Annotated in this window: 25 protein-coding genes; 14 read left to right on the top strand and 11 right to left on the bottom strand. The window is 62.3% G+C overall.

Features of this window, described 5'->3' with window-relative positions; translation table 11 throughout:
• The first annotated feature begins 101 nt into the window (after positions 1-101).
• The 4 genes from LG385_RS17005 to moaE all read left to right on the top strand — a co-directional run bounded on the left by LG385_RS17005 (position 102) and on the right by moaE (position 2,847).
• Positions 102-1,553: a mannose-1-phosphate guanylyltransferase/mannose-6-phosphate isomerase gene (locus LG385_RS17005; RefSeq protein WP_181117088.1), complete on the top strand. Its 1,452-nt coding sequence runs from the start codon at positions 102-104 to the stop codon at positions 1,551-1,553.
• Between the two features lie 133 nt (positions 1,554-1,686).
• Complete coding sequence (moaC, locus tag LG385_RS17000) at positions 1,687-2,160, top strand: cyclic pyranopterin monophosphate synthase MoaC (protein WP_181121840.1); 474 nt, start codon at positions 1,687-1,689, stop codon at positions 2,158-2,160.
• Positions 2,157-2,399, top strand: coding sequence for a MoaD/ThiS family protein (locus LG385_RS16995; protein ID WP_225775214.1), 243 nt, complete (start codon positions 2,157-2,159; stop codon positions 2,397-2,399). The genes moaC and LG385_RS16995 overlap by 4 nt, the downstream gene beginning before the upstream one ends.
• Position 2,400: 1 nt before the next feature.
• Positions 2,401-2,847, top strand: coding sequence for a molybdopterin synthase catalytic subunit MoaE (gene moaE / locus LG385_RS16990; RefSeq protein ID WP_225775213.1), 447 nt, complete (start codon positions 2,401-2,403; stop codon positions 2,845-2,847).
• 154 nt (positions 2,848-3,001) lie between these two features.
• Here the strand turns inward: moaE and rhlB are convergent, their stop codons facing one another.
• Both rhlB and LG385_RS16980 read right to left on the bottom strand, forming a co-directional pair.
• On the bottom strand, positions 3,002-4,456 hold the full coding sequence (gene rhlB / locus LG385_RS16985; protein ID WP_413247332.1) for an ATP-dependent RNA helicase RhlB: 1,455 nt from the start codon (positions 4,454-4,456) through the stop codon (positions 3,002-3,004).
• A gap of 81 nt (positions 4,457-4,537) precedes the next feature.
• Positions 4,538-5,194, bottom strand: a complete 657-nt coding sequence (locus tag LG385_RS16980) for an alpha/beta hydrolase (protein ID WP_225775211.1) — start codon at positions 5,192-5,194, stop codon at positions 4,538-4,540.
• Between the two features lie 390 nt (positions 5,195-5,584).
• On the opposite strand from LG385_RS16980, the gene LG385_RS16975 reads away from it, so the two are divergent.
• The 7 genes from LG385_RS16975 (at position 5,585) to LG385_RS16945 (ending at position 12,521) form a co-directional block, all read left to right on the top strand.
• Positions 5,585-6,610 carry an amino acid ABC transporter substrate-binding protein gene (locus LG385_RS16975; protein WP_181117094.1) on the top strand — a complete coding sequence of 342 codons (1,026 nt, stop codon included), beginning with the start codon at positions 5,585-5,587 and terminating at the stop codon, positions 6,608-6,610.
• 159 nt (positions 6,611-6,769) lie between these two features.
• On the top strand, positions 6,770-7,960 hold the full coding sequence (locus LG385_RS16970) for an amino acid ABC transporter permease (RefSeq protein ID WP_225775210.1): 1,191 nt from the start codon (positions 6,770-6,772) through the stop codon (positions 7,958-7,960).
• Positions 7,961-7,970: 10 nt separating this feature from the next.
• Positions 7,971-9,068, top strand: coding sequence for an amino acid ABC transporter permease (locus tag LG385_RS16965; RefSeq protein ID WP_181117096.1), 1,098 nt, complete (start codon positions 7,971-7,973; stop codon positions 9,066-9,068).
• A 15-nt stretch (positions 9,069-9,083) separates the two neighbouring features.
• Complete coding sequence (locus LG385_RS16960) at positions 9,084-9,848, top strand: amino acid ABC transporter ATP-binding protein (protein WP_181117097.1); 765 nt, start codon at positions 9,084-9,086, stop codon at positions 9,846-9,848.
• Positions 9,849-9,989: 141 nt separating this feature from the next.
• The gene (locus LG385_RS16955) at positions 9,990-11,231 is read left to right on the top strand and encodes a CynX/NimT family MFS transporter (RefSeq protein WP_225775209.1); all 1,242 of its coding nucleotides are present in this window, start codon (positions 9,990-9,992) and stop codon (positions 11,229-11,231) included.
• Positions 11,224-11,511 (top strand): GIY-YIG nuclease family protein, encoded by a 288-nt coding sequence (locus LG385_RS16950; protein ID WP_225775208.1) that lies wholly within the window; start codon positions 11,224-11,226, stop codon positions 11,509-11,511. The genes LG385_RS16955 and LG385_RS16950 overlap by 8 nt, the downstream gene beginning before the upstream one ends.
• An 80-nt stretch (positions 11,512-11,591) precedes the next feature.
• Positions 11,592-12,521, top strand: a complete 930-nt coding sequence (locus tag LG385_RS16945) for a glutathione S-transferase family protein (protein ID WP_225775207.1) — start codon at positions 11,592-11,594, stop codon at positions 12,519-12,521.
• Positions 12,522-12,582: 61 nt separating this feature from the next.
• Here LG385_RS16945 and yejK read toward each other — a convergent pair whose 3' ends face one another.
• The gene (yejK, locus tag LG385_RS16940) at positions 12,583-13,590 is read right to left on the bottom strand and encodes a nucleoid-associated protein YejK (RefSeq protein ID WP_225775206.1); all 1,008 of its coding nucleotides are present in this window, start codon (positions 13,588-13,590) and stop codon (positions 12,583-12,585) included.
• 413 nt (positions 13,591-14,003) lie between these two features.
• Between yejK and LG385_RS16935 the strand changes: the two genes are divergently transcribed.
• A complete protein-coding gene (locus LG385_RS16935; protein ID WP_181117102.1) occupies positions 14,004-14,285 on the top strand; it encodes an HU family DNA-binding protein in 282 nt (93 codons plus the stop codon).
• Between the two features lie 53 nt (positions 14,286-14,338).
• On the opposite strand, the gene rlmF is transcribed toward LG385_RS16935, so the two are convergent.
• The 5 genes from rlmF to LG385_RS16910 all read right to left on the bottom strand — a co-directional run bounded on the left by rlmF (position 14,339) and on the right by LG385_RS16910 (position 20,690).
• On the bottom strand, positions 14,339-15,277 hold the full coding sequence (gene rlmF / locus LG385_RS16930; protein WP_225775205.1) for a 23S rRNA (adenine(1618)-N(6))-methyltransferase RlmF: 939 nt from the start codon (positions 15,275-15,277) through the stop codon (positions 14,339-14,341).
• A 77-nt stretch (positions 15,278-15,354) separates the two neighbouring features.
• Positions 15,355-18,201, bottom strand: a complete 2,847-nt coding sequence (locus LG385_RS16925; RefSeq protein WP_225775204.1) for a valine--tRNA ligase — start codon at positions 18,199-18,201, stop codon at positions 15,355-15,357.
• Positions 18,202-18,316: 115 nt separating this feature from the next.
• Positions 18,317-18,718: a DNA polymerase III subunit chi gene (locus tag LG385_RS16920; protein ID WP_225775203.1), complete on the bottom strand. Its 402-nt coding sequence runs from the start codon at positions 18,716-18,718 to the stop codon at positions 18,317-18,319.
• 10 nt (positions 18,719-18,728) lie between these two features.
• Positions 18,729-19,157 carry a DNA polymerase III subunit chi gene (locus tag LG385_RS16915; protein ID WP_225775202.1) on the bottom strand — a complete coding sequence of 143 codons (429 nt, stop codon included), beginning with the start codon at positions 19,155-19,157 and terminating at the stop codon, positions 18,729-18,731.
• A 45-nt stretch (positions 19,158-19,202) separates the two neighbouring features.
• Positions 19,203-20,690: a leucyl aminopeptidase gene (locus tag LG385_RS16910; RefSeq protein WP_225775201.1), complete on the bottom strand. Its 1,488-nt coding sequence runs from the start codon at positions 20,688-20,690 to the stop codon at positions 19,203-19,205.
• 232 nt (positions 20,691-20,922) lie between these two features.
• Here LG385_RS16910 and lptF point away from each other — a divergent pair, with 232 nt between their 5' ends.
• Positions 20,923-22,041, top strand: coding sequence for an LPS export ABC transporter permease LptF (gene lptF / locus LG385_RS16905; protein ID WP_225775200.1), 1,119 nt, complete (start codon positions 20,923-20,925; stop codon positions 22,039-22,041).
• Complete coding sequence (gene lptG, locus LG385_RS16900) at positions 22,038-23,099, top strand: LPS export ABC transporter permease LptG (protein ID WP_225775199.1); 1,062 nt, start codon at positions 22,038-22,040, stop codon at positions 23,097-23,099. Before lptF ends, lptG begins: the two co-directional genes overlap by 4 nt.
• Positions 23,100-23,256: 157 nt before the next feature.
• Here lptG and LG385_RS16895 read toward each other — a convergent pair whose 3' ends face one another.
• The 3 genes from LG385_RS16895 to LG385_RS16885 form a co-directional block, all read right to left on the bottom strand.
• Positions 23,257-23,469 (bottom strand): cold-shock protein, encoded by a 213-nt coding sequence (locus LG385_RS16895; protein ID WP_003175786.1) that lies wholly within the window; start codon positions 23,467-23,469, stop codon positions 23,257-23,259.
• Between the two features lie 372 nt (positions 23,470-23,841).
• Positions 23,842-24,963, bottom strand: a complete 1,122-nt coding sequence (gene gcvT, locus LG385_RS16890; protein WP_225775198.1) for a glycine cleavage system aminomethyltransferase GcvT — start codon at positions 24,961-24,963, stop codon at positions 23,842-23,844.
• 30 nt (positions 24,964-24,993) lie between these two features.
• A complete protein-coding gene (locus tag LG385_RS16885) occupies positions 24,994-26,370 on the bottom strand; it encodes an L-serine ammonia-lyase (RefSeq protein WP_225775197.1) in 1,377 nt (458 codons plus the stop codon).
• Between the last annotated feature and the right edge of the window lie 2 nt (positions 26,371-26,372).

Below are 26,372 nucleotides of genomic sequence, written 5' to 3'. Positions count from 1 at the left end.
GGGTTGCGCGGCCGCCAGCACGGCGGCCGGCATGGAACAACAAGTAGACGAAGCGGTAGAACAACACAGTCATCTCATTACGTAATTCTTGGAGAAACACTATGATTCCGGTGATCTTGTCAGGTGGTAGCGGCTCCCGTCTCTGGCCGCTTTCGCGCAAGCAGTTCCCGAAGCAATTCCTGGCGCTGACGGGTGAGCACACGCTCTTCCAGCAAACCCTGGAACGTCTGGTGTTCGAAGGCATGGATAAGCCATTGGTGGTCTGCAACAAGGACCACAAGTTCATCGTCAACGAACAACTGTCGGCCCTCAAGCTGGAAACCCAAGGCATCCTGCTCGAGCCCTTCGGCCGCAACACCGCCCCAGCCGTAGCGCTGGCCGCGATGAAGCTGGTCAACGAAGGCCGTGACGACCTGATGCTGGTGCTGCCAGCCGACCACGTGATCGAAGACCAGAAAGCCCTGCAACGCGCCCTGGCCCTGGCCACTGTGGCTGCCGAGCGTGGCGAGATGGTGCTGTTCGGTGTGCCGGCAACCCGCCCGGAAACCGGCTACGGCTACATCAAATCCACCAACGACGCCCTGCTGCCGGAAGGCGTGAGCCGCGTGTCCCACTTCGTTGAGAAGCCGGACGAAAAACGCGCCCAGGAGTTCGTCGACGTAGGCGGTTACTTCTGGAACAGCGGCATGTTCCTGTTCCGCGCCAGCCGCTTCCTGGAAGAGCTGAAAAAGCACGATCCGGACATCTACGACAACTGCCTGCTCACCCTTGAGCGCAGCAAGCGTGATGGCGACAACATCGAGATCGAAGAAGCCAGCTTCGCCTGCTGCCCGGACAACTCCATCGACTACGCCGTGATGGAAAAAACCCAGCGCGCCTGCGTGGTGCCGCTGACTGCTGGCTGGAGCGACGTAGGCTGCTGGAACTCCCTGTGGGAAGTTCACGCCAAGGACGCCAACGGCAACGTCACCAAGGGCGACGTAGTCATCCAGGACAGCCGCAACTGCATGATCCACGGCAATGGCAAGCTGGTGTCGGTGATCGGCCTGGAAAACATCGTGGTGGTAGAAACCCGCGACGCCATGATGATTGCCCACAAGGACAAGGTCCAGGGCGTGAAGAACATGGTTGCCACCCTGAACGACATGGGCCGCAGCGAAACCCAGAACCATTGTGAAGTGTACCGCCCATGGGGCTCGTACGACTCAGTGGACCAGGGCGGCCGCTTCCAGGTCAAGCACATCACCGTCAAGCCGGGCGCGTGCCTGTCGCTGCAGATGCACCACCACCGCGCCGAGCACTGGATCGTGGTATCCGGTACCGCCGAAGTGACCTGCGACGAGAACGTGTTCCTGCTGACCGAGAACCAGTCGACCTATATCCCGATCGCCTCGGTTCACCGCCTGCGCAACCCGGGCAAGATCCCGCTCGAACTGATCGAAGTTCAATCGGGCAGCTACCTGGGCGAAGACGACATCGAGCGCTTCGAAGACATCTACGGCCGCTCCAGCGCTACCCCGGTTGGTGTCTCCGTGAAGTCCATCACTCAGTAACTGCAGGAACCGGGTCGGCCATCCAGCCAGGCCCGGGAACCAGGTTAACAAGAGGCCCCGCGCCAAGCCCCAGTGGCTTGCCGCGGGGCCTTTTGCGTTACACTGGCGGCCTGTTTTTCGAAGGAGCGGGCCCATGCTCACCCACCTGGATTCCCACGGCCGCGCCAATATGGTGGACGTCACCGCCAAGGCCGTCACCGAGCGCGAGGCCACCGCCGAGGCCCGCGTGCGCATGCAGCCGGGCACCCTGCAGATGATCGTCGACGGCGCTCACCCCAAAGGCGATGTATTCGCCGTAGCCCGCATTGCTGGCATACAGGCTGCGAAGAAAACCAGCGACCTCATTCCCCTCTGCCACCCTCTGATGCTCACCAGCGTGAAGGTAGAGCTGAGCGGGGAGGGCGCCGACACCGTGCTGATCCGGGCCCGCTGCAAGCTGGCAGGCCAGACCGGCGTGGAAATGGAAGCGCTGACGGCTGCCAGTGTCGCCGCGCTGACCATCTACGACATGTGCAAGGCCGTGGACAAGGGCATGGTAATCGAAGCGGTGCGGCTGCTTGAAAAGCGCGGTGGCAAAAGCGGGGATTTCCAGGCGGCACCGCTATGAAACTGAACGTGCTGTATTTCGCGAGGTTCCGCGAAGCCCTGGGCCGCGACTGTGAACAGGTCGAGGGGGAGTTTCCTACTCTCGAAGCGCTTCGGGCCTTTCTGGTCAACCAGGGCGGGCATGACGTGCTGGCCGAGGCTAACCTCATGTGCGCCCGTAATGAGGAGCTGTGCAGCCTTGCAGAGCCGTTGCAAGACGGTGATGAGGTAGCCTTTTTCCCCACCGTGACCGGGGGCTGAGATGGCCATTCGTGTGTTGCCCACGGCCTTCGACCCGGGCCTGGAACTCAACGCGGTACACCAGCGCCAGCTGGGCATAGGGGCGGTGGTGAGCTTCACCGGCTATGTGCGGGATTTCAACGACGGCAAGGACGTTGCCAGGTTGTTTCTGGAGCATTACCCGGGCATGACCGAAAAGGCGCTGGGTAGCATCGAGCAAGAGGCGCGGGAGCGTTGGCCACTGTTGAACGTGGAGGTGATTCACCGGGTGGGCGACTTGCCCCCGGGAGAGCCCATCGTGTTCGTGGCCTGCGCCAGCGCCCATCGGCAAGCCGCGTTCGAGGCCTGCGAATTCATCATGGACTACCTGAAAACCCGCGCGCCGTTCTGGAAACGGGAAACCACCCCCGACGGCCCCCGCTGGGTGGAAGGCCGCCACAGCGACCAGCAAGCCGCCGAGCGGTGGTGACCCTCAGGAGGCCCAGGCTGGGCTTCTGGCTTGGATGATGACCGTTGGCACCAGGCACCTGTAGGAAGCGGGCGAAGCTCGCGAAGCTCGCGAAAATGCTATTCGCGAGCTTCGCCCGCTTCCTACAAGTTTCGGCTTTTGCCCTGAACACCGTTCAGCCGCGACGCGGTACCGGCTTTAGCAAGGTCTCCGGCGGCATTTCGCAGCTGATCTTCCGGCCGAGCAGCGCTTCGATCCCTGGCAGCTGATAGCTGTCGTCCTCACCGGCAAAGCTCACGGAGATGCCGCTGGTGCCTGCGCGGCCGGTTCGGCCGATGCGGTGCACGTAGTCGTCCGGGTCTTCGGGCAGGGTGAAGTTGATCACGTGGCTGATGCCTTCGATGTGAATCCCACGACCGGCCACGTCGGTCGCAACCAGCACTTTCACCTGGCCTGCGCGGAAGGCTTCAAGGGTTTTGATGCGCTTGTGCTGAGGCACGTCCCCGGACAGCTGCGCGGCGTTCACGCCATCGCGTACCAGGCGTTCCTCGATGCGGCGCACTTCGTCCTTGCGGTTGGCGAACACCATCACCCGGTCCCAGCCTTCGCTGTTGATCAGGTTGTACAGCAGCTTGTACTTGTCGCTGCCAGCCACGGCGTACACGTGCTGTTCCACGGTGTCGCTGGCGACCTGTTCGGGCTCGATCTCGACAATGGCCGGGTCTACCGTCCACTGGCGCGCCAGGTTCATCACGTCTTCGGTGAATGTGGCAGAGAACAGCAGTGTCTGGCGTTCGCTCTTGGGTGGGGTCTGCCGGATGATCTGGCGAACCTGAGGGATAAAGCCCATGTCGAGCATGCGATCGGCTTCGTCCAGCACCATCACTTCGACCATGTCCAAGTGCACTTCGCCACGCTGGTTGAAATCCAGCAGGCGGCCGGGAGTTGCCACCAGAATGTCGCAATAGCGGGACTCGAGCTGCTTGAGCTGCTTGTCGAAATCCATCCCGCCCACGAAGGTCATCACGTTCAGCCCGATATAGCGGGTGAGCTCGGCGGCATCCTTGGCGATCTGCACCACCAACTCGCGGGTAGGCGCGATGATCAGCGCCCGCGGTTCGCCCATGTAGCGCTCGGCTGGCGGCGGCGTTTGCAGTAGCTGGCTAATGGTTGAAATCAGAAAGGCCGCGGTTTTACCGGTACCGGTTTGCGCTCGGCCGATGGCGTCGCGGCCCTTGAGCGTATACCCGAGTACCTGGGCCTGGATCGGCGTGCAGTAGGGGAAACCCAGGTCATGGATGGCGTGCATCAGTTCTGCACGCAGGGGGAAGTCATGGAAGCGAGTTTTGCCTTCTTGGGGCTCGACCTGAAAATCCTCGGGTTTCCATTGCACTACCGGCTTGGGCTTGGGCGCTGGTTTGCGTTCGCGGCGCGGGCGTTCGGCAGTGGTGGCGGCAGCTTCACGCGCCGGCGCCTCGGTGGCGCGTGGTGCCCGTGACGGCTTGGGCGCAGGGGCGGAGGCGGCGGAAGGGCGAGGCGTATGAATCTCTGCGGGCGAAGCGGGCGCGGCGGCGAGTGGCTCAGCCTCGCTTTTGCCGAACATTTTCTTGAGTGCTTTGAGCACGGTCATCTCGTCATTGATTGTAAGGAATGGTTCGCTGGCAGTGTAATGCAAGAATCGGGCGCGGCGTAGTGCCGCGCTCGGGCGGGCTTAACCCAGTCGGGCCTTCAGCCAGGCCGCGATGTCGCGGATTTCGGCTTCGATCACTGCGTGCTCCATCGGGTATTCCTTCCAGGTCGCCGTCACGCCTGCATCCTGTAGCCGGTCATAAGCTGCGCGGCCCATTTCCCGGATGACCACGCCATCCTGGGTGCCATGCAGGTTCAGCACAGGAATGGCCTGCTGAACGGTCGTCAACGGAAGTACATCGCCGAAGCTCGGGGCATAGGTCGACAACGCCATCACGCCAGCCAAGGGGCGGGACCGTTCAACGAACGCCGTGTGCAGTACCACCGCGCCGCCTTGGGAAAAGCCGGCCAGCACGATGCGTTCATCGGCGATGCCTTTGGCGTTCTCATCGTCCATCAAGGCGAGAACGGTCGTGGCGGAGGCGTCCAGTTGGTCGCGATTGATGGCCCGTGCCGGGCTCATGGCCAGGATGTCATACCAACTGGGCATCATATAGCCGCCATTGATCGTCACCGCTTGCACAGGCGCTTGGGGCAGCACGAAGCGTGTAGCAGGCAAAACCTGCTGAAGCAGCTCTGCTACAGGCTGAAAATCGAAGCGGTCTGCCCCCAATCCGTGCAACCAGATTACACAGGCGTCGGCGGGTTGGGTGGGCTCAAGGATCAGGGTTTCGCTCATCGGCGCTCCTTTTTGGTGCGGGTTGATTCGAAAGAGTGCGTGCTTTCGGGGCGGGTTGTGGCATTTTGCTAACAAAACGTCGCGTGGGTGAAACTTTCCTGCTTGACGCTAACTGAATCGCTTATGCGTGGCGGTATGGTACGCGCTTTGCTAAACCTATGGTGCGAACGAAGACGCGCCCGCTACCGGTAACACCTGCGGTTGGGGGAAGGGGCTGGCGTGCCGGGCAAAGTATCCGGCGTTCCGGCTCCGTCGCAGGCACGAGCGCTTTTCCACGCACTTGCAGGTTACCCCGCTCGACCCAAAACGAAGCCAGCACGGGTTGAGGTCGCCTCACAAAGGTGCGGGTAACACTAGCTCGGACACAACAAGAGCCCATTGGAGGTTTGAATGAAGATGTTGAAATCCACCCTGGCAGTACTGACCACCGCGGCCCTGTTCGGTGCCAGCGGGTTTGCTCAGGCAGGGGCCACCCTGGACGGCGTAAAGAAAAAAGGCTTCGTCCAGTGCGGCGTGAGCGACGGCTTGCCGGGCTTTTCGGTGCCTGACTCCACTGGCGTGATCAAGGGTATCGACGCCGATGTGTGCCGCGCCGTTGCTGCCGCCGTGTTTGGCGATGCCAGCAAGGTCAAGTTCAGCCAGCTGAACGCCAAGGAGCGCTTCACCGCGCTGCAGTCCGGCGAAATCGACGTACTGTCGCGCAACACTACCTGGACCAGCTCCCGCGACGCGGGCATGGGCATGATCTTCGCCGGTGTGACCTACTACGACGGCGTTGGCTTCCTGGTGAACAACAAGCTGGGCGTGAAAAGCGCCAAGGAACTGGATGGCGCGACCATCTGCATCCAGGCCGGTACCACCACCGAGCTCAACGTTTCGGACTACTTCCGCTCCAACGGCCTGAAGTACACCCCGATCACCTTCGACACCTCCGACGAATCGGCCAAGTCGCTGGAAAGCGGCCGCTGCGACGTACTTACCTCCGACAAGTCCCAGCTGTACGCACAGCGCTCCAAGCTGGCCACCAAGGCTGACTTCATCGTGCTGCCGGAAACCATTTCCAAGGAGCCCCTGGGCCCGGTTGTCCGCAAGGGCGACGACGAATGGCTGAACGTGGTCAAGTGGAGCCTCTTCGCGATGCTCAACGCCGAGGAAGCTGGCGTTACCTCCAAGAACGTGGAAGAGCAGGCCAAGTCGACCAAAAACCCGGACGTTGCCCGTTTGCTCGGCGCTGACGGCGAATACGGCAAGGACCTCGGCCTGCCGAAGGACTGGGTAGTGCAGATCGTCAAACAAGTGGGTAACTACGGCGAGATCTTCGAGAAGAACCTGGGCAAGGGTTCGCTTGAGATCGACCGTGGCATGAACGCACTGTGGAACAACGGCGGGATCATGTACGCACCTCCAGTGCGTTGATCGCCGTACGCCGGCGCTCGATGGCCGGCGTAGCGAAGGCAGGATGCAAATCAGGGCAGGCGCAGGACGCGATGAATTCGCGGCAGCGCCTGCCTTGGCATTTCCAGCCAGCCTTCGGCACCAGACCGCTGTATCGACCGTTTCACTCCGGGGCATTTCATGCAAAAACACATCGGCGCACCCAGCGCTAAAACCGGGCGGTTTTCCCTGACCGACCCACGCGTGCGTGCGTGGGTATTCCAGATCATCACTGTAGTGGCCGTGGTTTCGCTCGGCTGGTACCTGTTCGACAACACCCAGACCAACCTGCAGCACCGCGGTATCACCTCGGGCTTCGGCTTTCTGGAACGCAGCGCCGGCTTCGGTATCGCGCAGCACCTGATTCCTTATGTGGAATCGGACACCTATGCGCGCGTGTTCCTCATTGGCCTGCTCAACACCTTGCTGGTGACGTTCATAGGCATCGTGCTCGCAACGCTGCTGGGCTTCGTGGTGGGTGTGGCTCGGTTGTCCAACAACTGGATGATCAGCAAGCTGGCCACGGTATATATCGAAGTTTTCCGTAATATCCCGCCGCTGCTGCAGATCCTCTTCTGGTACTTCGCGGTCTTTCTTACGCTGCCAGGCCCTCGCGGTGGTATCAACATCGCGGACAGCTTCTATATCAGTAACCGCGGCCTGAACATGCCGGGCGCGATGATGGGCGAAGGCTTCTGGGCATTCGCCGTTGCCGTTGTGGTCGCACTGGTGGCGATTTTCGCCATGGTCCGCTGGGCAAACCGCCGTTTCGAAGCCACCGGCCAACCGTTTCACAAGTTCTGGACAGGCCTTGCCATCATCGTGGTAGTCCCCAGCCTCGCCATGCTGGTGTTCGGTGCGCCCTTCCATTGGGAGGTCCCCACCCTGCGTGGGTTCAACTTCGTGGGCGGCTGGGTGATGATCCCGGAGCTGCTGGCGCTTACCCTGGCGCTCACGGTGTACACCGCCGCGTTCATTGCCGAAATCGTGCGCTCGGGTATCAAGTCGGTCAGCCATGGCCAGACCGAAGCCGCCCGCTCGCTGGGCCTGCGCAATGGCCCTACGCTGCGCAAGGTGATCATTCCTCAAGCCTTGCGGGTGATCATTCCTCCATTGACCAGCCAGTTCCTGAACCTGGCCAAGAACTCCTCGCTGGCCGCCGGTATCGGCTACCCGGAAATGGTCTCGCTGTTTGCCGGCACCGTGCTGAACCAGACCGGCCAGGCCATCGAAGTCATCGCCATCACCATGAGCGTGTACCTGGCTATCAGCATCAGCATTTCGCTGCTGATGAACTGGTACAACAAGCGCATCGCGCTGATCGAGCGATAGGGACCTGCATATGACTACTCATGTTTTCAAGCCCGACCAGCCGCCACCCGTGAAAGCCGTGGGTGCCGTCGCCTGGATGCGCGCCAACCTGTTTTCCGGCTGGTTCAATACCCTGCTCACGCTGCTTGCCCTGTACCTCATCTGGCTGATTGTGCCGCCTGTGCTTAGCTGGGCGATCTTCGATGCCAACTGGGTGGGCACCGTTCGCGAAGACTGCACCAAGGCCGGCGCGTGCTGGGTGTTCATCGAACAGCGCATTGGCCAGTTCATGTATGGCTACTACCCTTCAGCACTGCGCTGGCGCGTAGACCTCACGGTGTGGCTGGCCGTGATCGGGGCGGCGCCACTGTTCATTCCCAAGGTGCCGAAAAAGGTCAAGTACGGGATCGCCTTCCTGATCCTGTACCCGATCATTGCCTGGTGCCTGTTGCACGGCGGTGTATTCGGCCTGGCTACTGTGCCTACCAGCCAGTGGGGCGGCCTGATGCTTACGCTGGTGATTGCCACGGTCGGCATCGCCGGCGCCTTGCCGCTGGGCATCATCCTCGCCCTGGGCCGGCGCTCCAAGATGCCGGCGGTGAAGGTGGTGTGCGTGACCTTCATCGAGTTCTGGCGCGGCGTGCCCCTGATTACCGTGCTGTTCATGTCTTCGGTGATGCTGCCGTTGTTCCTGCCCGAAGGCATGAACTTCGACAAGCTGCTGCGAGCGCTGATCGGGGTGATCCTGTTCCAGTCCGCCTATGTGGCCGAGGTTGTGCGCGGTGGCATGCAGGCTATCCCCAAGGGCCAGTACGAAGCCGCTTCCGCCATGGGCCTGGGCTACTGGCGCAGCATGGGCCTGGTGGTGCTCCCGCAGGCGCTCAAGCTGGTGATTCCCGGCCTGGTGAACACCTTCATTGCGCTGTTCAAGGACACCAGCCTTGTCATCATCATTGGCCTGTTCGACCTGCTCAACAGCGTCAAGCAAGCCGCCGCCGATCCCAAATGGCTCGGTATGGCCACCGAGGGCTATGTATTCGCCGCCCTGGTGTTCTGGATTTTCTGTTTCGGCATGTCCCGCTACTCCATACACCTGGAGCACAAGCTGGACACCGGTCACAAGCGCTAAGCGTCAGGAGAGAACATGAACGACCCCATCAAGCAACCCGCCGGCGCTGAAGGCATTATTCGCATGACCGGTGTGAACAAGTGGTACGGCCAGTTCCACGTGCTCAAGGACATCAACCTCAACGTGCGCCAGGGCGAGCGTATCGTGCTGTGCGGCCCATCGGGTTCGGGCAAATCGACCACCATCCGCTGCATCAACCGGCTGGAAGAACACCAGCAGGGCAGCATAGTGGTGGATGGCGTAGAGCTGACCAACGACCTTAAGCAGATCGAGGCGATCCGTCGGGAAGTGGGCATGGTGTTCCAGCACTTCAACCTTTTCCCACACCTGACCATCCTGCAGAACTGCACCCTGGCGCCCATGTGGGTACGCAAGATGCCAAAGCGTCAAGCCGAGGAAATCGCCATGCATTACCTGGAGCGCGTGCGCATTCCGGAGCAGGCGCACAAGTTCCCCGGGCAGCTTTCCGGTGGCCAGCAGCAACGGGTGGCCATTGCCCGCGCATTGTGCATGAAACCCAAGATCATGCTGTTCGACGAGCCGACCTCCGCGCTGGACCCGGAAATGGTGAAGGAAGTGCTCGACACCATGATCGGCCTGGCCGAAGACGGCATGACCATGCTGTGCGTAACCCACGAAATGGGCTTTGCGCGGACCGTGGCCAACCGGGTGATTTTCATGGACAAGGGCGAGATCGTTGAACAGGCCGCGCCGGACGACTTCTTCGATCGCCCGCAAAGCGACCGTACGCGGTTGTTCCTGAGCCAGATCATTCATTGATCCCTGAGGATGCTCCCGTCGCGTTCAAGGATTGCCGCGACGGGGCGCCCATCCAGGTTTTGACCAGTTGATCCACTTCCTTTGGCAAGCGTAAAGTGCTGGGCTGTTTGTATCTAAATAAATCTGCCCAGCCGAGCCTTTATGCCTGCCGACACCCCTACGCCTGACGCCACCGCTACTCAGGCGCATTCCATTTCCCCCACGCGCGGGCGTGCCGCCCTGTTGATCGGCGCGCTGGTATTGGTCGCCCTTAACCTGCGCCCAGCGTTGTCGAGCTTGTCCCCGTTGTTACATCGAGTGTCTGAAGATTTGGGGCTCAGCGCGGCCGTGGCCGGGTTGCTCACTACCTTGCCGGTGTTCTGCCTGGGCGTATTTGCGCCGTTGGCGCCTTTGCTGGCTCGCCGTTTCGGCCCTGAACGCACCGTTGGCGGGATACTGCTCCTGCTGGCCGCGGGCATTCTGTTGCGTACCCAGTTCGGCGTAAGCGGGCTGTTTGCCGGTAGCGTAGTGGCGGGCGCCAGTATCGGCATTATCGGGGTGCTGTTGCCTGGCATCGTCAAACGGGATTTCCCGGCCCATGCCGGCACCATGACCGGCGTGTACACCATGGCCCTGTGCCTGGGGGCGGCACTGGCGGCCGGCTCGAGCGTGCCGTTGAGCGAGGCATTCGGCGACAGCTGGCGCTTGGGGCTGGGCGTATGGCTGGTGCCGGCGCTTATCGCCGCGATCGCCTGGTTTCCGCAAACCCGCTCCGGCCAGCACGCGCGGCGCGTCGCTTACCGGGTGAAAGGGTTGCTGCGCGACCCGCTTGCCTGGCAGGTCACCCTGTTCATGGGGCTGCAGTCTTCGCTGGCGTACATCGTGTTCGGCTGGTTGCCGTCCATATTGATCGATCGCGGCCTGTCCGCTGCCGAAGCAGGGTTGGTAACGTCCGGCTCGATCATCGTGCAACTGGCCAGTTCGCTCAGCGCGCCTTGGCTGGCAACACGGGGGCGGGACCAGCGGCTGGCTATTCTTGTGGTGATGGGCCTGAGCCTGGTGGGGTTGTTCGGCTGCTTGTATGCGCCATTGAGCGGTTTATGGGGCTGGGCCGTGGTGCTCGGCCTGGGGCAGGGTGGGGTATTCGCCGTGGCGCTTACGCTGATTGTGCTGCGCTCGCCCGATGCCCACGTCGCCGCCAGCCTGTCGGGCATGGCTCAGGGCTTCGGTTATACGCTCGCGTCCATGGGCCCGCTGGCAGTCGGGGTTGTGCATGATCTTACCGGCGGCTGGTCGGCGATGGGCTGGGTGTTCGGGGCGATCGGCCTGGGTGCGACCGTCGCGGGCATGGGCGCCGGGCGGGCTCGGCTGGTGGCGGTACGCAGCGAGCGCATCGATGGCTGAGGCCGCGATCGCGCCGTGGTTCGTTTACCTGGTACGGGCGGCCAATGGGGCCTTGTACTGCGGCATTTCCAACGACCCTCACAAGCGCTTCGCCGCGCACCAGAGCGGCAAGGGTGCCCGGTTCTTTCGGTCCAGCCCTGCAGTGGCGCTGGTCTATATTCAGCCCTGTGAGGAGAAAGGCGAGGCGCTGCGAACCGAACGCGCCATCAAGCGGCTGCCCAAACGCGTGAAGGAAGCCATGGCGCTTTCCTGGCAAGGTGACCATAGCCCGGGCGAATGACAGCGGATCACGAGAGGTGGGTAGGCGTGCTGGTGCGGTAGCGCTAAGCTGACCCACCTCACACCTGCCTGGATGCCGCAATGACTGCACCGATCCTGCACCACTACCCAACGTCTCCCTTCGCCGAGAAAACCCGCCTGATGCTGGGGTTCAAGGGCCTTGCCTGGCACTCGGTCATCATTCCGCCGATGATGCCCAAGCCAGACCTCATGCCCCTTACCGGTGGTTACCGGAAAACGCCGGTACTGCAGATTGGCGCCGACGTGTATTGCGACACCGCTTTGATTGCGCGGCAGCTGGACAAGCTGCAGCCAACCCCTGCGCTTTTCCCCAAGGGCAAGGAAGCGGTAGTGGCGACCTTCGCCGGTTGGGCGGACTCGGTGGTGTTCCAGCACGCTGTCAGCTTTGTGTTCCAACCAGAATCCGCCGCCATGCGCTTCTCACGCTTCACCGAGGAGCAACGCAATGCGTTCCTGGCCGACCGTGCGCGGCTGTTCAGCGGCGGTACCGCCAGCCGTTTGCCGATCGAAACCGCTCGCCATCAGTGGCCGGTGATCATCGGTCGCGTTGAAGAACAATTGAGCGCGGGCGGCGAGTTTCTGTTCGGCGAGCCCAGCCATGCGGACTTTGCCCTCGCGCATACCTTCTGGTTCTTGAAAGGTACGCCGGTGACTTCAGGCCTGGTGGACAGCTACCCGAACGTCTCGGCATGGCTGCAGCGCGTACTTGCCATAGGCCATGGCACCCCCACCGAATTGAGCAGCGCCGAAGCGCTTGAAATCGCCAAGACCGCCACGCCGGCCACCTTCGCCGAGATCGACTTCGTAGACCCAAGTGGCTTCAAGGCAGGCGACAAGGTAAGCGTTGCAGCCACGGATTACGGCGTGGACGCCGTTGCCGGTGAGTTGGTGTACTGCGACCGCGAGGAAATCGTAGTGCGCCGTGAGGACGAACGTGCAGGCGTTGTGCACGTGCACTTCCCGCGGATGGGTTTTGCCATCAAGGCTTGAAGCAGGTTCGGGGGCTGCGCCCCCTCCTACAAGGACCGGCGATAGGCCGTGGACGAAGGGGTCAATCCTTCCTGCGCTTGAGCTGGTCCGTCAGTTGCGTGGGCAGGCCCTTGATGGTCAGGGTGCCAGCCGCCTCGTCGTATTCGATCTTGGAGCCCAGCAAGTGGGCTTCGAAGCTGATGGACAGCCCCTCGGCGCGGCCGGTGAACTTGCGGAACTGGTTCAGGGTGCGTTTATCCGCTGGAATCTCAGGGGACAGGCCGTAATCCTTGTTGCGTATGTGCTCATAGAACGCACGCGGGCGGTCTTCGTCGATCAGCCCGGACAGCTCTTGCAGTTCCACAGGCTCGCCCATGCGGGTCTGGCTGGTGGCGTAGTCCACAAGGGTCTTGGTTTTCTCGCGGGCGGCTTCTTCGGGCAGGTCTTCGCTTTCCACATAGTCGCTGAAGGCCTTGAGCAGGGTGCGGGTTTCACCCGGGCCGTCCACCCCTTCCTGGCAGCCGATGAAGTCCCGGAAGTAGTCCGAGACCTTCTTGCCGTTCTTGCCTTTGATGAAGGAGATGTACTGCTTCGATTGCTGGTTGTTCTTCCATTCGGACAGGTTGATCCGGGCCGCCAGGTGCAGCTGGCCCAGGTCCAGATGGCGGGAAGGCGTTACATCCAGTTCCTCGGTCACCGCCACGCCATCGCTATGGTGCAGCAAGGCAATGGCCAGGTAATCCGTCATGCCCTGGTTGTAGTGGGCGAACAACACATGCCCGCCCACGGACAGGTTGGACTCTTCCATGAGCTTTTGCAGATGTTCCACCGCAACACGGCTGAAGGCGGTGAAATCCTGCTCCTCTTCGAGGTAGGCTTTCAGCCAGCCGCTGAAAGGGTAGGCGCCGGACTCGGCATGGAAAAACCCCCACGCCTTGCCTTGCTTGGCGTTATAGCTTTCGTTGAGGTCGGCGAGCATGTCGTCCAGCGCCTGGGTATGCTCCAGCGCCTGGTCACGGGCATGCAGCACGGCGGGGGTGCCGTCGGGCTTTTTGTCGATCAGGTGAACAATGCAATGACGGATCGGCATGGACGTCTCTGGAATAGCGGAAAAACGCCAAGTGTACCGTAAGTGCCGAGGTGGGGGAGTCACGCCCTTGAGCAAGTAAGTGCTGCGACACTCTGTCGCCAGCTCTGCGATTTTTGCCTGTTTTTTAGCCAAAACCCCAATAAACACGAATATTTACCGCCATAGTGGCGGATATTTATCTGGCTCTGTGCTAGTTTTGCCGGCTCTTGCGCTGGTGCGCCAACGGCTTGGCTCGATGGCCCCGGCGTTAGCCCACTTATCAGTGGCCGTCAGCGCGAACCAAACAACGCGATGGGCATCTACATTGCCGATTGGCGTGGCTGTACCCCATACGCCGGGCCCCACGAGGGCCGGTCCGACGGCTGACGTTGCTCTGGCAACCCATACGAATTTGAAAGGGAAGGAACACCACAATGGCACTTACCAAAGACCAACTGATCGCTGACATCGCCGAAGCCGTAGACGCACCCAAGGCCACCGCCAAGAATGCGCTCGAGCAACTGGGCCAGATCGTTGCCGACCAGCTGGAAAACGGCAGCGAAATCACTCTGCCGGGTATCGGCAAGCTGAAAGTTACCGAGCGTCCTGCACGCACTGGCCGTAACCCATCCACCGGTGCTGCCATCGAAATCGCTGCAAAGAAAGTCGTAAAGTTCGTGCCTGCCAAGGTGCTGACCGACGCTATCAACAAGTAAGTTGAGCGTTGCGAAGAAAACCGCGCCCTGAGCGCGGTTTTTTTTCGCCGGTATTATGCTTTGCCTGGCGCGATGCCGTGCCTGCGCTGCGCTGGTGTCTGGAACGTCCATGCCAGGAAGCGGCTCTGCTTCTGTCCCTGCCCCATGGCAACCACTCGGGTATCCAGCGCACCCGCCCGGGCGATACGTGCCTGCAGTGGCGGAAGGTTGCCTGCCTTGGACACCAGGCAGGTGAACCAGCCGATACGTTGCCCACAGGCAACGCTTTCATCGATCAGCTGGCTCACGAAGCGGATCTCGCCGCCTTCACACCACAACTCGTTCTGCTGCCCGCCGAAGTTGAGCACCGGCAGTTTGCGGCTGGGGTCCGCCTTGCCCAGCGCGCGCCATTTACGCTGGCTCCCGGCGATCGCTTCCTGAGGGCTGGCATGGAAGGGCGGGTTGCACAGGGTCACCGCGAAGCGTTCGTCAGGCAGCAGCAACCCTTCCAGGATATGCGCCGGTTGAGCCTGACGGCGCAGCTCGACGGCCTTGCTCAGCTTGTTGGCCTGGACGATGGCCTGCGCCGACCCGAGCGCCACGGGGTCGATATCCGAACCCACGAAGCGCCAGCGGTAATCCAGATGGCCCAGCAGGGGGTAAATGCAGTTGGCCCCGGTGCCGATGTCCAGCGCACGCACCTGCGCGCCGGTGGGCAGGGCACCGCCCTGATCCTGGGCGAGGAGGTCGGCTACGCCGTGCACATAATCGGCCCGGCCCGGCACGGGGGGGCACAGGTAACCTTCCGGGATGTCCCAGAACGCGATGCCGTACAGGGATTTGAGCAAGGCACGGTTGAAGACTCGCACGGCGGCCGGGTCGGCGAAGTCGATGCTTTCCTTGCCATAGGGGTTGAGAATGACGTACTGGCTCAGCTCAGGCGTGCCCTGAATCAAGCGCGGGAAATCATAACGGCCTTGATGCCGGTTACGGGGATGAAGCGTTGGTTTCATTGATACGCCCGCTGAAAAAAATGCGCGGCGGGTGCGCTTTCACACAATGGTGAAGCGCATCCGCCGCGACGAGGGCATCAGAGCGCGCTGATACGGGCGTGCTGATCAGCCAGTTTGGCCAGGGCCTGTTCCGCCTCGGCCAGCTTGGCGCGTTCCTTGTCGATCACCGCAGGCGGTGCCTTATCCACGAAGGACGCATTGGACAACTTGCCGCCCACGCGCTGGACCTCGCCCTGAAGGCGCTGGATTTCCTTGTTCAAACGCCCCAGCTCGGCGTCCTTGTCGATCAGCCCGGCCATGGGTACCAGCACTTCGAGCTCGCCCACCAGCGCGGTGGCGCTCAGCGGGGCCTCATCGGTGGGTTCCAGTACGGTGAAGGCTTCGATCTTCGCCAGCTTGCGCAGCAGGTGCTGGTTTTCTTCGAGGCGGCGACGGTCGTCGGCGCTGGCGTTCTTCAGGTACAAGTGCAAAGGCTTGCCAGGGCCGATGTTCATCTCGCCACGGATGTTGCGCACACCCAGCATCAGCCCCTTGACCCACTCGATGTCACGCTCGGCGGCTTCGTCGATGCGTTCCTCGTTTGCGACCGGCCAGGGCTGCAGCATGATGGTCTGGCCGGTTGCGCCAGCGAGAGGCGCCAGGCGCTGCCAGATCTCTTCGGTGATGAACGGCATGAACGGGTGTGCCAGGCGCAGCGCGACTTCCAGCACCCGTACCAGTGTGCGGCGGGTGCCACGCTGGCGCTCTTCCGGGGCGGTCTCGTCCCACAGCACAGGCTTGGACAGCTCCAGGTACCAGTCGCAGTACTGGTTCCAGATGAACTCATACAGGGCCTGGGCCGCCAGGTCGAAGCGGAACTGGTCCAGCTGCCGGGTGACTTCGGCTTCGGTACGCTGCAGCTGGGAGATGATCCAGCGATCGGCCAGCGACAGCTCGAACGCCTCGCCGTTCTGGCCGCAGTCCTCGCCCTTGTCCAGCACGTATCGGGCGGCGTTCCAGATCTTGTTGCAGAAGTTGCGGTAACCCTCGACCCGCCCCATGTCGAACTTGATGTCGCGGCCCGTGGAAGCCAGCGAGCAGAAGGTGAAGCGCAAGGCATCGGTGCCGTAGCTGTCGATCCCCTCGGGGAATTCGGCACGGGTTTGCTTGGCGATCTTGTCGGCCAGCTTGGGCTGCATCAGGCCGCTGGTACGCTTGTCCAGCAGTGCGTCCAGGGTAATGCCGTCCACGATGTCCAATGGGTCCAGCACGTTGCCCTTGGACTTGGACATCTTCTGGCCCTGGCCGTCGCGCACCAGGCCGTGCACGTACACGGTTTTGAACGGGACCTGCGCCGTGCCGTCGGGGTTTTTCACCAGGTGCATCGTGAGCATGATCATCCGGGCGACCCAGAAGAAAATGATGTCGAAGCCGGTGACCAGCACGTCGGTGGGGTGGAAGGTTTTCAGGAACTCGGTTTGTTCCGGCCAGCCCAGCGTGGAGAAGGTCCACAGGCCCGAACTGAACCAGGTGTCCAGTACGTCGTTGTCCTGCTCCAGCTTCACGTCCGCGCCCAGGTTATGGCGCTCGCGCACTTCGGCTTCGCTGCGGCCTACATACACCTGGCCGCTTTCGTCGTACCAGGCCGGTATCCGGTGGCCCCACCAGAGCTGGCGGCTGATGCACCAGTCCTGAATGTCGCGCATCCAGGAGTAGTACATGTTTTCGTATTGCTTGGGCACGAACTGGATGCGGCCGTCTTCCACCGCAGCAATGGCCGGCTCGGCCAATGGCTTGGTGGACACGTACCACTGGTCCGTCAGCCACGGCTCGATCACCGTGCCGGAACGGTCACCTTTCGGCACCTTGAGGGCGTGGTCATCCACGCTCACCAGCAAGCCGGCCGCGTCGAAGTCGGCGACGATCCGCTTGCGAGCTTCGAAACGGTCCAGGCCGGCGTAGGCCGCGGGCAGCTCGGTGGCGATCTGGTCGTTGACCGAACCGTCGAGGTTGAACGCCTGCAGCGCCGGCAGTACCTGAGCGCTCTTGTCGAAGATGTTGAGCAAGGGCAGGTTGTGCCGCTTGCCGACTTCGTAGTCGTTGAAATCGTGGGCGGTGGTGATCTTCACGCAACCGGTGCCGAAGGCCGGATCGCAATAATCGTCGGCGATGATCGGGATGCGCCGGCCCACCAGCGGCAGCTCGACGAACTTGCCGATCAGTGCCTGGTAACGCTCGTCGCCCGGGTTCACGGCTACGGCCACGTCACCGAGCATGGTTTCGGGGCGAGTAGTGGCAACCACCAGGAACCCATTGCCCTCAGCGGTAACAGCACCGTCGGCGAGGGGGTAGCGCAAATTCCACAGGAACCCCTTCTCGTCGTGGTTTTCCACTTCGAGATCGGAAATGGCGGTGTGCAGCTTGGTGTCCCAATTGACCAGGCGCTTGCCGCGGTAGATCAGACCATCCTCGTGCAGGCGCACGAAGGCTTCCTTGACCGCTTCAGACAGGCCGTCGTCCATGGTGAAGCGCTCACGCGACCAGTCCACCGACGAGCCGAGGCGGCGAATTTGCCGGCTGATGTTGCCACCGGATTCGTTCTTCCATTCCCACACCTTTTCCAGGAACTGCTCGCGGCCCAGGTCATGGCGGCTCTGGCCTTTGGCCTCGAGTTGACGCTCTACCAGCATCTGGGTGGCGATGCCGGCGTGGTCGGTGCCCGGCTGCCACAGGGTATTGCGGCCCTGCATCCGGCGGAAGCGGATCAGCGCGTCCATGATCGCATTGTTGAAACCATGGCCCATGTGCAGGCTGCCGGTCACGTTCGGCGGCGGGATCATGATGGTGTATGGCTGGCCAGAGCCCTGGGGCGCGAAGTAGTTCTGCGCTTCCCAGGTCTGGTACCAGGACGTTTCGATGGCGTGCGGCTGGTAAGTCTTGTCCATGCGCGGCAGGGCCCTGTAAGGCAACGATTCGGAAAGCCGAACAGTATAACGGGAAGGGCGATTGTGTGTGTAGCGGGCGGGCCGCGCCTGTGACCGGGGGTCAACGTATAGAGCTTCAGTGTGCTGGCGGTTGATCCAGCAGCCGCTGCATACGCGCCTCGAGCCGACGCTTGATCTCGGTCTCTATATGGGGCGCAAAGTCGTCGATCACGTCCTGCATGATCTTTCGAGCGGCCTCGCGGAAATCCAGGTCCAGATGAAGCAGCGTGTCCTGGCGGTTCTGCTCTGGCGTTGTCACGGCTGCTGGCGCGACTTCCACCAGTACCGGTACATCGGCCGTGTCCAGCTCGGGTTCATCCACCGCTTCGAACAACAGCGGGATGGCCTCGTGCTCAGGGCCGTCAATGGTCTCGGTAAGCACTGGCGGTTCCAGCGAATCGTCCCCCAGCAGGCGGCGGATCGACTCGAGGTCGTCCAGAAGTTGGGTGGAGTCGGGCAAAGGGGTTGGCTTATCCATCAAGGAAAACTCAAATACGCGTCAGGCGATGATCCTGCAGAGGATAGCCCTGTTCGCGATAGAAACGGAAATTGTCCCGGGCCTGGTCTCGCACGGGTGGGTCGGCGGTCACGATCTCCGCTACGCGGGCAAAACGCGCCACGAAGGGCGGCACTGCCAGGGTGAGGTTGATCAGCAACTCGCCGCTGGCGTTGGCCGGCTCTCCAATGCCCAGGGTAACCGGCGCCAGAGACAGGTCGTTCGCCTTGCTATGCGGCACGAAGCTTTCGCCTTTGAACGCCCACAAACGGGCATCGAGGTCGTCCCGCTGGCTTTCGTCAGCGCAATGCAGGTGCACCTGATGCCCGAGGCGCCAGGCTTTTTCGGCGAGCTTGCAGGCGAAATCCAGCCGCGCCGAGGCCAGCGGGCTGGGAAGAATATAAAAGTCGACCTGGGTCATGGTTCATGTGCCTCCCCGGCGGCAGGTGCCGCCGGGGGGAGCGCCTTAGCCGGCGACGCGGTCGAGCAGGTATTGGGTGAGCAGTGGAACCGGGCGGCCCGTGGCGCCTTTATCCTTGCCGCCGCTGAGCCACGCCGTACCGGCGATGTCCAGGTGCGCCCAGTCGTAGCTCTTGGCGAAGCGCGACAGGAAGCAGGCCGCGGTGATGGTGCCAGCCTTCGGGCCACCAATGTTGGCGATGTCGGCGAAGGGGCTGTCCAGTTGCTCCTGGTATTCGTCGAACAACGGCAGCTGCCAGGCGCGGTCGTCGGCGCGACGGCCAGCAGACAGCAGGTCGGCGATCAGCCCGTCGTTGTTACCCAGCAGGCCGGACGTATGCCCGCCCAGCGCAACCACACAGGCGCCGGTAAGAGTGGCCACGTCTACCACGGCCTTGGGCTTGAAACGCTCGGCGTAGGTGAGGGCGTCACACAGCACCAGGCGGCCTTCGGCATCGGTGTTGAGGATTTCCACGGTTTGGCCGCTCATGGTTTCCACGATATCGCCGGGCCGGGTAGCCGTGCCGCTGGGCATGTTCTCGGCGCAGGCCATCAGGCATACCAGGTTGATCGGCAATTGCAGTTCCAGCACGGCGCGCAGGGTGCCGAACACGCTGGCGGCGCCGCACATGTCGAACTTCATTTCATCCATGTTGGCGCTGGGCTTGATGCTGATGCCACCGGTGTCGAAGGTGATCCCCTTGCCCACCAGCACATACGGCTGATCGCCCTTCTTGCCGCCCTGGTATTGGGCCACGATCAGGCGAGGCGGCTGGGCGCTGCCCTGGGCCACGGCGAGGAACGACCCCATGCCCAGTTGCTGCAGCTTTTTCTCATCGTGAACCTCGACCTTGAGGTTCTTGTGATCCTTGGCCAGGCCCTTGGCGAGTTCGCCGAGGAAGGTCGGGTGGCAGACGTTGGGCGGCATGTTGCCCAGGTCACGGGTGAGGCTCATCCCCAGCGCGATGGCGCGGGCATGCTGCACGGCGCGTTCCACTTCGGCAGTGTCGGCCTTGGCGGTGATCAGGGTGATCTTCTGCAGTGCGCGTGGGTCGGCTTTCTTGCTCTTGTAGCGCTCGAACACATAGGTGGTGTCCAGCACGGTCTCGGCCAGCAGGCGGACCTTGCTGTAGGTGTCACGGTTGGTGACCGACACTTCATCCAGTGCCAGCGCGGCTTCGCTGCCGCCCAGGTTTTTCAGCACATTCATGGCGGCGGCCACGGCCTTGCGCCATGCGCGGTCCCCCAGGGCCTCTTTGCCTATACCCAGCAGCAGCACGCGCTCGGCGCGCAGGCCTGGCAGGCTGTGGAGCAGCAGGGTCTGGCCGGGTTTGCCTTCCAGGTCGCCGCGCTTGAGTACCGCGCTGATGGCGCCATTGCTTTGCTCGTCCAGCTTGCGGGCCACGGCGCCCAGGTTGCGGCCCTCGCTGACCGGCACCACCAGTGTTGCGGTCTTGAGCGTTTCGGCATTCACGCTTTTAACAAGCAGTTCCATTTAGCGTCCCCAATCAAAAGTTCGACTTCAACGCGGCGTGGCGCCACGTGCTTGCGCAGGCATAAGCACGCAGTTTGAGCCTGCGCGTCGGCCGCTGACAACCCCGTTGGCGCTCGCGAAGTGACAGCCACCCACATTCACAGGATAATGCGCGCACTTTTTCCGTCGGGCCTGGGGCGCAAGCCGCTCAGGCACATGGCCGCCAAGGCTGGTAACCCCGGAGTGTCCTGGTTTGATCGTTTTCCGTTATCTCTCCCGTGAAGTACTGGTCACGCTCAGTGCTGTCAGCGCCGTGTTGCTTGTGATCATCATGAGCGGGCGCTTCATCAAATACCTGGCCCAGGCGGCCAGCGGTGCCCTGGATCCGGGTGTGCTGTTCCAGATCATGGGGTATCGCCTTCCGGGCTTTCTCCAGCTCATTCTTCCGCTGGGCCTGTTTCTGGGCATCCTGCTGGCGTATGGCCGGTTGTACCTCGAAAGCGAAATGACCGTGCTCTCGGCGACAGGCATGAGCCCGCGGCGCCTGCTTGGCATCACGATGGTCCCCGCGGCCGTGGTGGCGGTGGCGGTGGCCTGGCTCAGCCTTGGCCTGGCACCCCAGGGGGTAGCGCGGGTGGCGCAGATTCTCAACCAGCAGGACGCGCTCACAGAGTTCGATACGCTGGTACCGGGCCGCTTCCAGATGCTGCGCGATGGCACCCGCGTCACCTATACCGAAGAGCTCTCGGAAGACCGGGTGAACCTCGGCGGTGTATTCATTTCAGAAAAGCGCGCCTCCGAGGACGGCAAGAAGGACCGTGGCATTTCCGTGCTGGTGGCCGACAAGGGGCGCCAGGAAGTGGACCCCAACGGCAACCGCTACCTGATTCTGGAGAACGGCTACCGTTATGACGGCAACCCGGGCCAGCCAGACTACCGCGCAATCAAGTACGACACCTACGGCGTGATGTTGCCCAAGCCGGAGGTGAGCGAAGAAATCACCGAGCGCGAGGCCGTTCCTACCGCCAGCCTCTTCGGTTCCAGTGAGCTGCGCGATCGCGCCGAGCTGCAGTGGCGCCTGTCGCTGCCCCTGTTGGTGTTCATCGTGGCATTGATGGCGGTGCCGCTGTCGAGGGTGAACCCCCGCCAGGGCCGTTTCCTCAAGCTGCTGCCGGCGATCCTCCTGTACATGGCGTACCTCACCATTCTGATTTCCGTACGCAGCGCGTTGGAGAAGGGGCGCATGCCCATCGGGGTGGGCATCTGGTGGGTGCACGCGCTGTTCCTGGCGATCGGCGTCGGCATGATGGGCTGGCAACCGTGGCGGCTTGCCCGTGCGCGCCAGCGTAGCCGGTCGGAGGTGGCGAAATGAGAAAGCTCGACGGTTACATCGGCCGCAGCGTCTTCGTCGCTATCCTGGCAGTGCTGGGGATCATCCTGGGCCTGGCCACACTGTTCGCGCTCATCGACGAGTTGGGCGACCTGACCGATACCTACACCTTGGGCGACGCCGCCTGGTATGTGCTGCTCACGGCGCCGCGCAGGCTGTATGAGCTTCTGCCGATGTCGGCGTTGATCGGTTGCCTCATTGGCCTGGGCAGCCTGGCCAGCAGCAGCGAGCTGACCATCATGCGTGCGGCCGGCGTGTCGGTATCACGCATTGTGTGGGCGGTGATGAAGCCCATGCTGGTGTTGATGGTGGCTGGCGTGTTGATCGGCGAGTACGTCGCGCCGCCCGCCGAAGACCAGGCCCAGGCCTCGCGTTCGCTGGCACAGGGTGGGGGCGATGCACAAAGTGGCAAGCATGGCCTGTGGCACCGTCAAGGCAATGAGTACATCCATATCAATACCGTGCAGCCTAACGGGTTGCTGTATGGCGTAACCCGTTACGAGTTCGACGACCAGCGCCACTTGCTTGAATCCAGTTTCGCCCGCAAGGCGGTCTATGATCAGGATCACTGGCAGCTCAGCGAAGTCACCACCACGCTGTTCAAGGGCGACCACACCGAAGTAGTGCCCGCCGATACTCAGCGCTGGGACGTGGCACTTACGCCGCAGTTGCTGAGCACTGTAGTCATGGCGCCTGAGTCCTTGTCGATTACAGGCCTGTGGGACTACATCCACTACTTGACCGCCCAGGGGCTGAACAACGGCAAGTACTGGCTGGCGTTCTGGACCAAGGTATTGCAACCCCTGGTGACCGCCGCACTGGTATTGATGGCGATCTCGTTCATTTTCGGGCCGCTGCGCTCGGTTACCCTTGGTCAACGGGTATTCACCGGCGTATTGGTGGGCTTCGTGTTCCGTATCGCTCAGGACCTGCTTGGGCCATCCAGCCTGGTCTTCGGCTTCCCGCCGCTGCTGGCTGTGGCACTGCCCGCGGCTGTATGTGCCGTGGCCGGGGCCTGGTTGCTGCGCAGGGCGGGGTAGGGCTGAGGCGGGCCTGGCTCCTGTAGAGCAACGGGGCCGGCCATCCGGCGCAGCCGCAGGCGAAGCTCGCGAAAGGGGTTAGCACCTTGCACCAGTGAAAACCAGCATAAAAAAAGCCCCGGCTGTTTCCAGCCGGGGCTTTTTCATGCGAAGGGGATCAGGCTTCGGCTTGAACTTCGTCTGCCTGCATGCCTTTCTGGCCCTGCACAGCAACGAAGGTCACTTTCTGGCCTTCTTTCAGGCTTTTGAAGCCGTTGCCCTGGATAGCGCGGAAGTGTACGAACAGATCCGGACCGCTCTCAGGAGTGATAAAACCAAAACCCTTTTCGTCGTTAAACCACTTGACGGTACCGCTCTGACGCTGGCTCATATCTTATTTCCTTGAAGCTCAATATTAATGTCAGCTGCTTTCACAATGAAAGGTCGCTGTTGCTGGTTGCAGGAAAGTAAGAGACGTCGAACGGGTTGTAGCAAAGCCTAGCGCTACTGCCCAGGTCACGAACCATAGCGACCCATGCAAACACAGTCGAGATGACTCTACGCTAACTTCAGTTACAAAAACAAGCCCCGAAAACGCCTGCTTTTGTGCCTTTTTTCCCCCGCTTTTCGTGCTTGTTCCTGTTTATCCAGCATGACCGCTCAACCGCTATAAACGGTTTGTAAATCAGCCTGCCTTGCTATGCAAACACAGCGCCATGACGGCCTCGTTACACACGAAAAACGCCACGGCGCTGTACTCAGCTTAGCCGCGGAAATAACGCTGTGCCACAAAGGGCATCCGGGCAACTTTGACCGGTACCTTTTTGCCCCGCACCAGTGCCCACAGTTCGGTATCCAGCCCACTCAGGTGCGTGTCTACCCAGGCCATTGCCACTGGCGCATTAAGCGTCGGGCCGAAGCCGCCGCTGCACACCTGCCCCACGGTTGCGCCGTTCGCATCCACAACTTCGGCGCCTTCACGCACCGGCATGCGTTCTTGTGGGAGGAGGCCAACCCGTTTGCGCGCCACGCCCTCTTTTTGTTGGGTGTATATGCGTTCAGCCCCGGGGAACCCGCCGGCGCGAGCACCATCTGCCCGGCGCACCTTGGAGATAGCCCAGCCAAGGCTGGCCTCCACCGGGGTGAGGGTTTCGTTCATGTCGTGGCCGTACAGGCACAGGCCGGCTTCGAGCCGTAGCGAATCCCGCGCGCCAAGGCCGATCGCTTGTACTTCGGGTTCGTCCAGCAGGCGACGCGCGAGGGCTTCGGCCTGTTCGGTCGGCACCGAGATTTCGTAGCCATCTTCCCCGGTATACCCCGAGCGGCTGACGAAGCAGTCGATGCCTGCCAGTTCCGCGGGGGCAAACTGCATGAAGGTCATGCTCGCCACGGACGGTTGCAGGCGCGCCAGCACGTCCACCGCTTTGGGGCCTTGCAGCGCTAGCAATGCGCGCGCTTCGAACAAGGGCTCGATGGTGCATTGGCCTTCCAAGTGCTGGCGAAGGTGCGCCAGGTCGGCGTGCTTGCAGGCGGCGTTAACCACAAGGATCAACTCCTCCTCGGAAAGCCTGGCCACCATCAGGTCGTCGAGGATCCCACCCTGGTCGTTGGTGAACACGGCATAGCGTTGAGTGCCTACGGGCAGGTCGATGATATCCACCGGCACCAGGGTTTCCAGCGCCGCTGCGACATCTTTACCCACCAGGCGAATCTGGCCCATGTGAGACACATCGAACAGCCCGGCCTGCTCGCGGGTATGCAGGTGCTCCTTGAGCACCCCGAGCGGGTATTGAACCGGCATCTCGTAGCCGGCAAAGGGCACCATCCGCGCGCCGAGTTCCAGGTGCAAGGCGTGCAGCGGGGTTTTCAACAGAACTTCAGACATCGGTGTGCTCCTTCTGCCGCGGCCGCGCCGTCAGCATTCGATAATGTTTACTGCCAGGCCGCCGCGAGCCGTTTCCTTGTACTTGCTCTTCATGTCGGCGCCGGTCTGGCGCATGGTGCGTATTACCTTGTCGAGCGATACGTGGTGTTGGCCATCACCACGCAACGCCATGCGCACGGCGTTGATCGCCTTGACCGAACCCATGGCGTTGCGCTCGATGCACGGCACCTGCACCAGCCCCCCGATAGGGTCGCAGGTAAGGCCCAGGTTATGTTCCATGCCAATTTCTGCGGCGTTCTCTACCTGCTGCGGTGTACCGCCCATGACTTCGCACAAGCCGCCGGCGGCCATGGAGCAGGCCACACCCACCTCACCCTGGCAGCCCACTTCGGCGCCGGAGATGGAAGCGTTCTCCTTATAGAGGATGCCGATGGCGGCCGCCGTGAGGAGGAAGCGGACCACACCATCCTCATTGGCGCCCGGCACGAATCGCATGTAGTAATGCAGCACGGCAGGCACGATGCCGGCGGCCCCGTTGGTTGGCGCGGTGACCACACGCCCGCCATTGGCGTTTTCCTCATTGACCGCCAAGGCGTAGAGGTTCACCCAGTCCAGCACCGAGAGGCTGTCGCGCAGCGCCGCCTCCGGATTGCTACGTAGCTGCCGGTACAGCCCCGCGGCGCGGCGCTTGACCTTCAGGCCGCCTGGCAGGATGCCCTCGTTCTCGCAACCTGCCGCCACGCAGTGCTGCATCACTTGCCAGATATGTAGCAGGCCGGCCCGGGTTTCGGCTTCCGGGCGCCATGCCAGCTCGTTGGCCTGCATTACCTGGCTGACGGATAGCCCCGCGCTGATGCAGTGGGCCAGCAGTTGCTTGGCCGTGGTGAAGGGATACGCCAGCACGGTAGTGTCTGCCACGATGCGGTCAGCCCCCGCCGCGTTGTCGTCCACCACGAAGCCGCCACCCACGGAGTAGTACTCCCGGCTGCGGACTTGCAGCCCGGCGGCGTCGAATGCGCGGAAGATCATGCCATTAGGGTGGTAGGGCAGGGGCTTGCGGATCATTGACAGGTGCTGCTTTTCGACGAAAGCGATTTCGTGCTCGCCCAGCAGGCGTAACCGGCCATTGGCGCGAATGGCCGCCAGCCGAGGTTCGATGGTGGTGGTGTCTACCGTGTCGGGCTGCTCGCCTTCGAGCCCCATCAGCACGGCCTTGTCGCTGCCATGGCCTTTACCGGTGGCGCCCAGCGAGCCATACAGCTCTACTTTCAGCTGGGCCACACTGGTGAGCAGGCCATCGCGGCGCAGCCCTTCGGCGAAACGGACGGCTGCCCGCATGGGGCCGACCGTATGCGAGCTGGACGGGCCGATACCGATCTTGAACAGATCGAACACACTCAGGGACATGA

Source organism: Pseudomonas sp. Marseille-Q5115 (genome assembly GCF_916618905.1).
Lineage (GTDB): Bacteria > Pseudomonadota > Gammaproteobacteria > Pseudomonadales > Pseudomonadaceae > Aquipseudomonas > Aquipseudomonas japonica_A.
This window is presented reverse-complemented; position numbering and strand designations above follow the sequence as displayed.

Bases quoted from the DNA above. Each gene is read 5' to 3' on its own strand.
- LG385_RS17005 (WP_181117088.1), top strand. From the start codon at position 102: ATGATTCCGGTGATCTTGTCAGGTGGTAGCGGCTCCCGTCTCTGGCCG.
- moaC (WP_181121840.1), top strand. From the start codon at position 1,687: ATGCTCACCCACCTGGATTCCCACGGCCGCGCCAATATGGTGGACGTC.
- LG385_RS16995 (WP_225775214.1), top strand. From the start codon at position 2,157: ATGAAACTGAACGTGCTGTATTTCGCGAGGTTCCGCGAAGCCCTGGGC.
- moaE (WP_225775213.1), top strand. From the start codon at position 2,401: ATGGCCATTCGTGTGTTGCCCACGGCCTTCGACCCGGGCCTGGAACTC.
- rhlB (WP_413247332.1), bottom strand. From the start codon at position 4,456: ATGACCGTGCTCAAAGCACTCAAGAAAATGTTCGGCAAAAGCGAGGCT.
- LG385_RS16980 (WP_225775211.1), bottom strand. From the start codon at position 5,194: ATGAGCGAAACCCTGATCCTTGAGCCCACCCAACCCGCCGACGCCTGT.
- LG385_RS16975 (WP_181117094.1), top strand. From the start codon at position 5,585: ATGAAGATGTTGAAATCCACCCTGGCAGTACTGACCACCGCGGCCCTG.
- LG385_RS16970 (WP_225775210.1), top strand. From the start codon at position 6,770: ATGCAAAAACACATCGGCGCACCCAGCGCTAAAACCGGGCGGTTTTCC.
- LG385_RS16965 (WP_181117096.1), top strand. From the start codon at position 7,971: ATGACTACTCATGTTTTCAAGCCCGACCAGCCGCCACCCGTGAAAGCC.
- LG385_RS16960 (WP_181117097.1), top strand. From the start codon at position 9,084: ATGAACGACCCCATCAAGCAACCCGCCGGCGCTGAAGGCATTATTCGC.
- LG385_RS16955 (WP_225775209.1), top strand. From the start codon at position 9,990: ATGCCTGCCGACACCCCTACGCCTGACGCCACCGCTACTCAGGCGCAT.
- LG385_RS16950 (WP_225775208.1), top strand. From the start codon at position 11,224: ATGGCTGAGGCCGCGATCGCGCCGTGGTTCGTTTACCTGGTACGGGCG.
- LG385_RS16945 (WP_225775207.1), top strand. From the start codon at position 11,592: ATGACTGCACCGATCCTGCACCACTACCCAACGTCTCCCTTCGCCGAG.
- yejK (WP_225775206.1), bottom strand. From the start codon at position 13,590: ATGCCGATCCGTCATTGCATTGTTCACCTGATCGACAAAAAGCCCGAC.
- LG385_RS16935 (WP_181117102.1), top strand. From the start codon at position 14,004: ATGGCACTTACCAAAGACCAACTGATCGCTGACATCGCCGAAGCCGTA.
- rlmF (WP_225775205.1), bottom strand. From the start codon at position 15,277: ATGAAACCAACGCTTCATCCCCGTAACCGGCATCAAGGCCGTTATGAT.
- LG385_RS16925 (WP_225775204.1), bottom strand. From the start codon at position 18,201: ATGGACAAGACTTACCAGCCGCACGCCATCGAAACGTCCTGGTACCAG.
- LG385_RS16920 (WP_225775203.1), bottom strand. From the start codon at position 18,718: ATGGATAAGCCAACCCCTTTGCCCGACTCCACCCAACTTCTGGACGAC.
- LG385_RS16915 (WP_225775202.1), bottom strand. From the start codon at position 19,157: ATGACCCAGGTCGACTTTTATATTCTTCCCAGCCCGCTGGCCTCGGCG.
- LG385_RS16910 (WP_225775201.1), bottom strand. From the start codon at position 20,690: ATGGAACTGCTTGTTAAAAGCGTGAATGCCGAAACGCTCAAGACCGCA.
- lptG (WP_225775199.1), top strand. From the start codon at position 22,038: ATGAGAAAGCTCGACGGTTACATCGGCCGCAGCGTCTTCGTCGCTATC.
- LG385_RS16895 (WP_003175786.1), bottom strand. From the start codon at position 23,469: ATGAGCCAGCGTCAGAGCGGTACCGTCAAGTGGTTTAACGACGAAAAG.
- gcvT (WP_225775198.1), bottom strand. From the start codon at position 24,963: ATGTCTGAAGTTCTGTTGAAAACCCCGCTGCACGCCTTGCACCTGGAA.
- LG385_RS16885 (WP_225775197.1), bottom strand. From the start codon at position 26,370: ATGTCCCTGAGTGTGTTCGATCTGTTCAAGATCGGTATCGGCCCGTCC.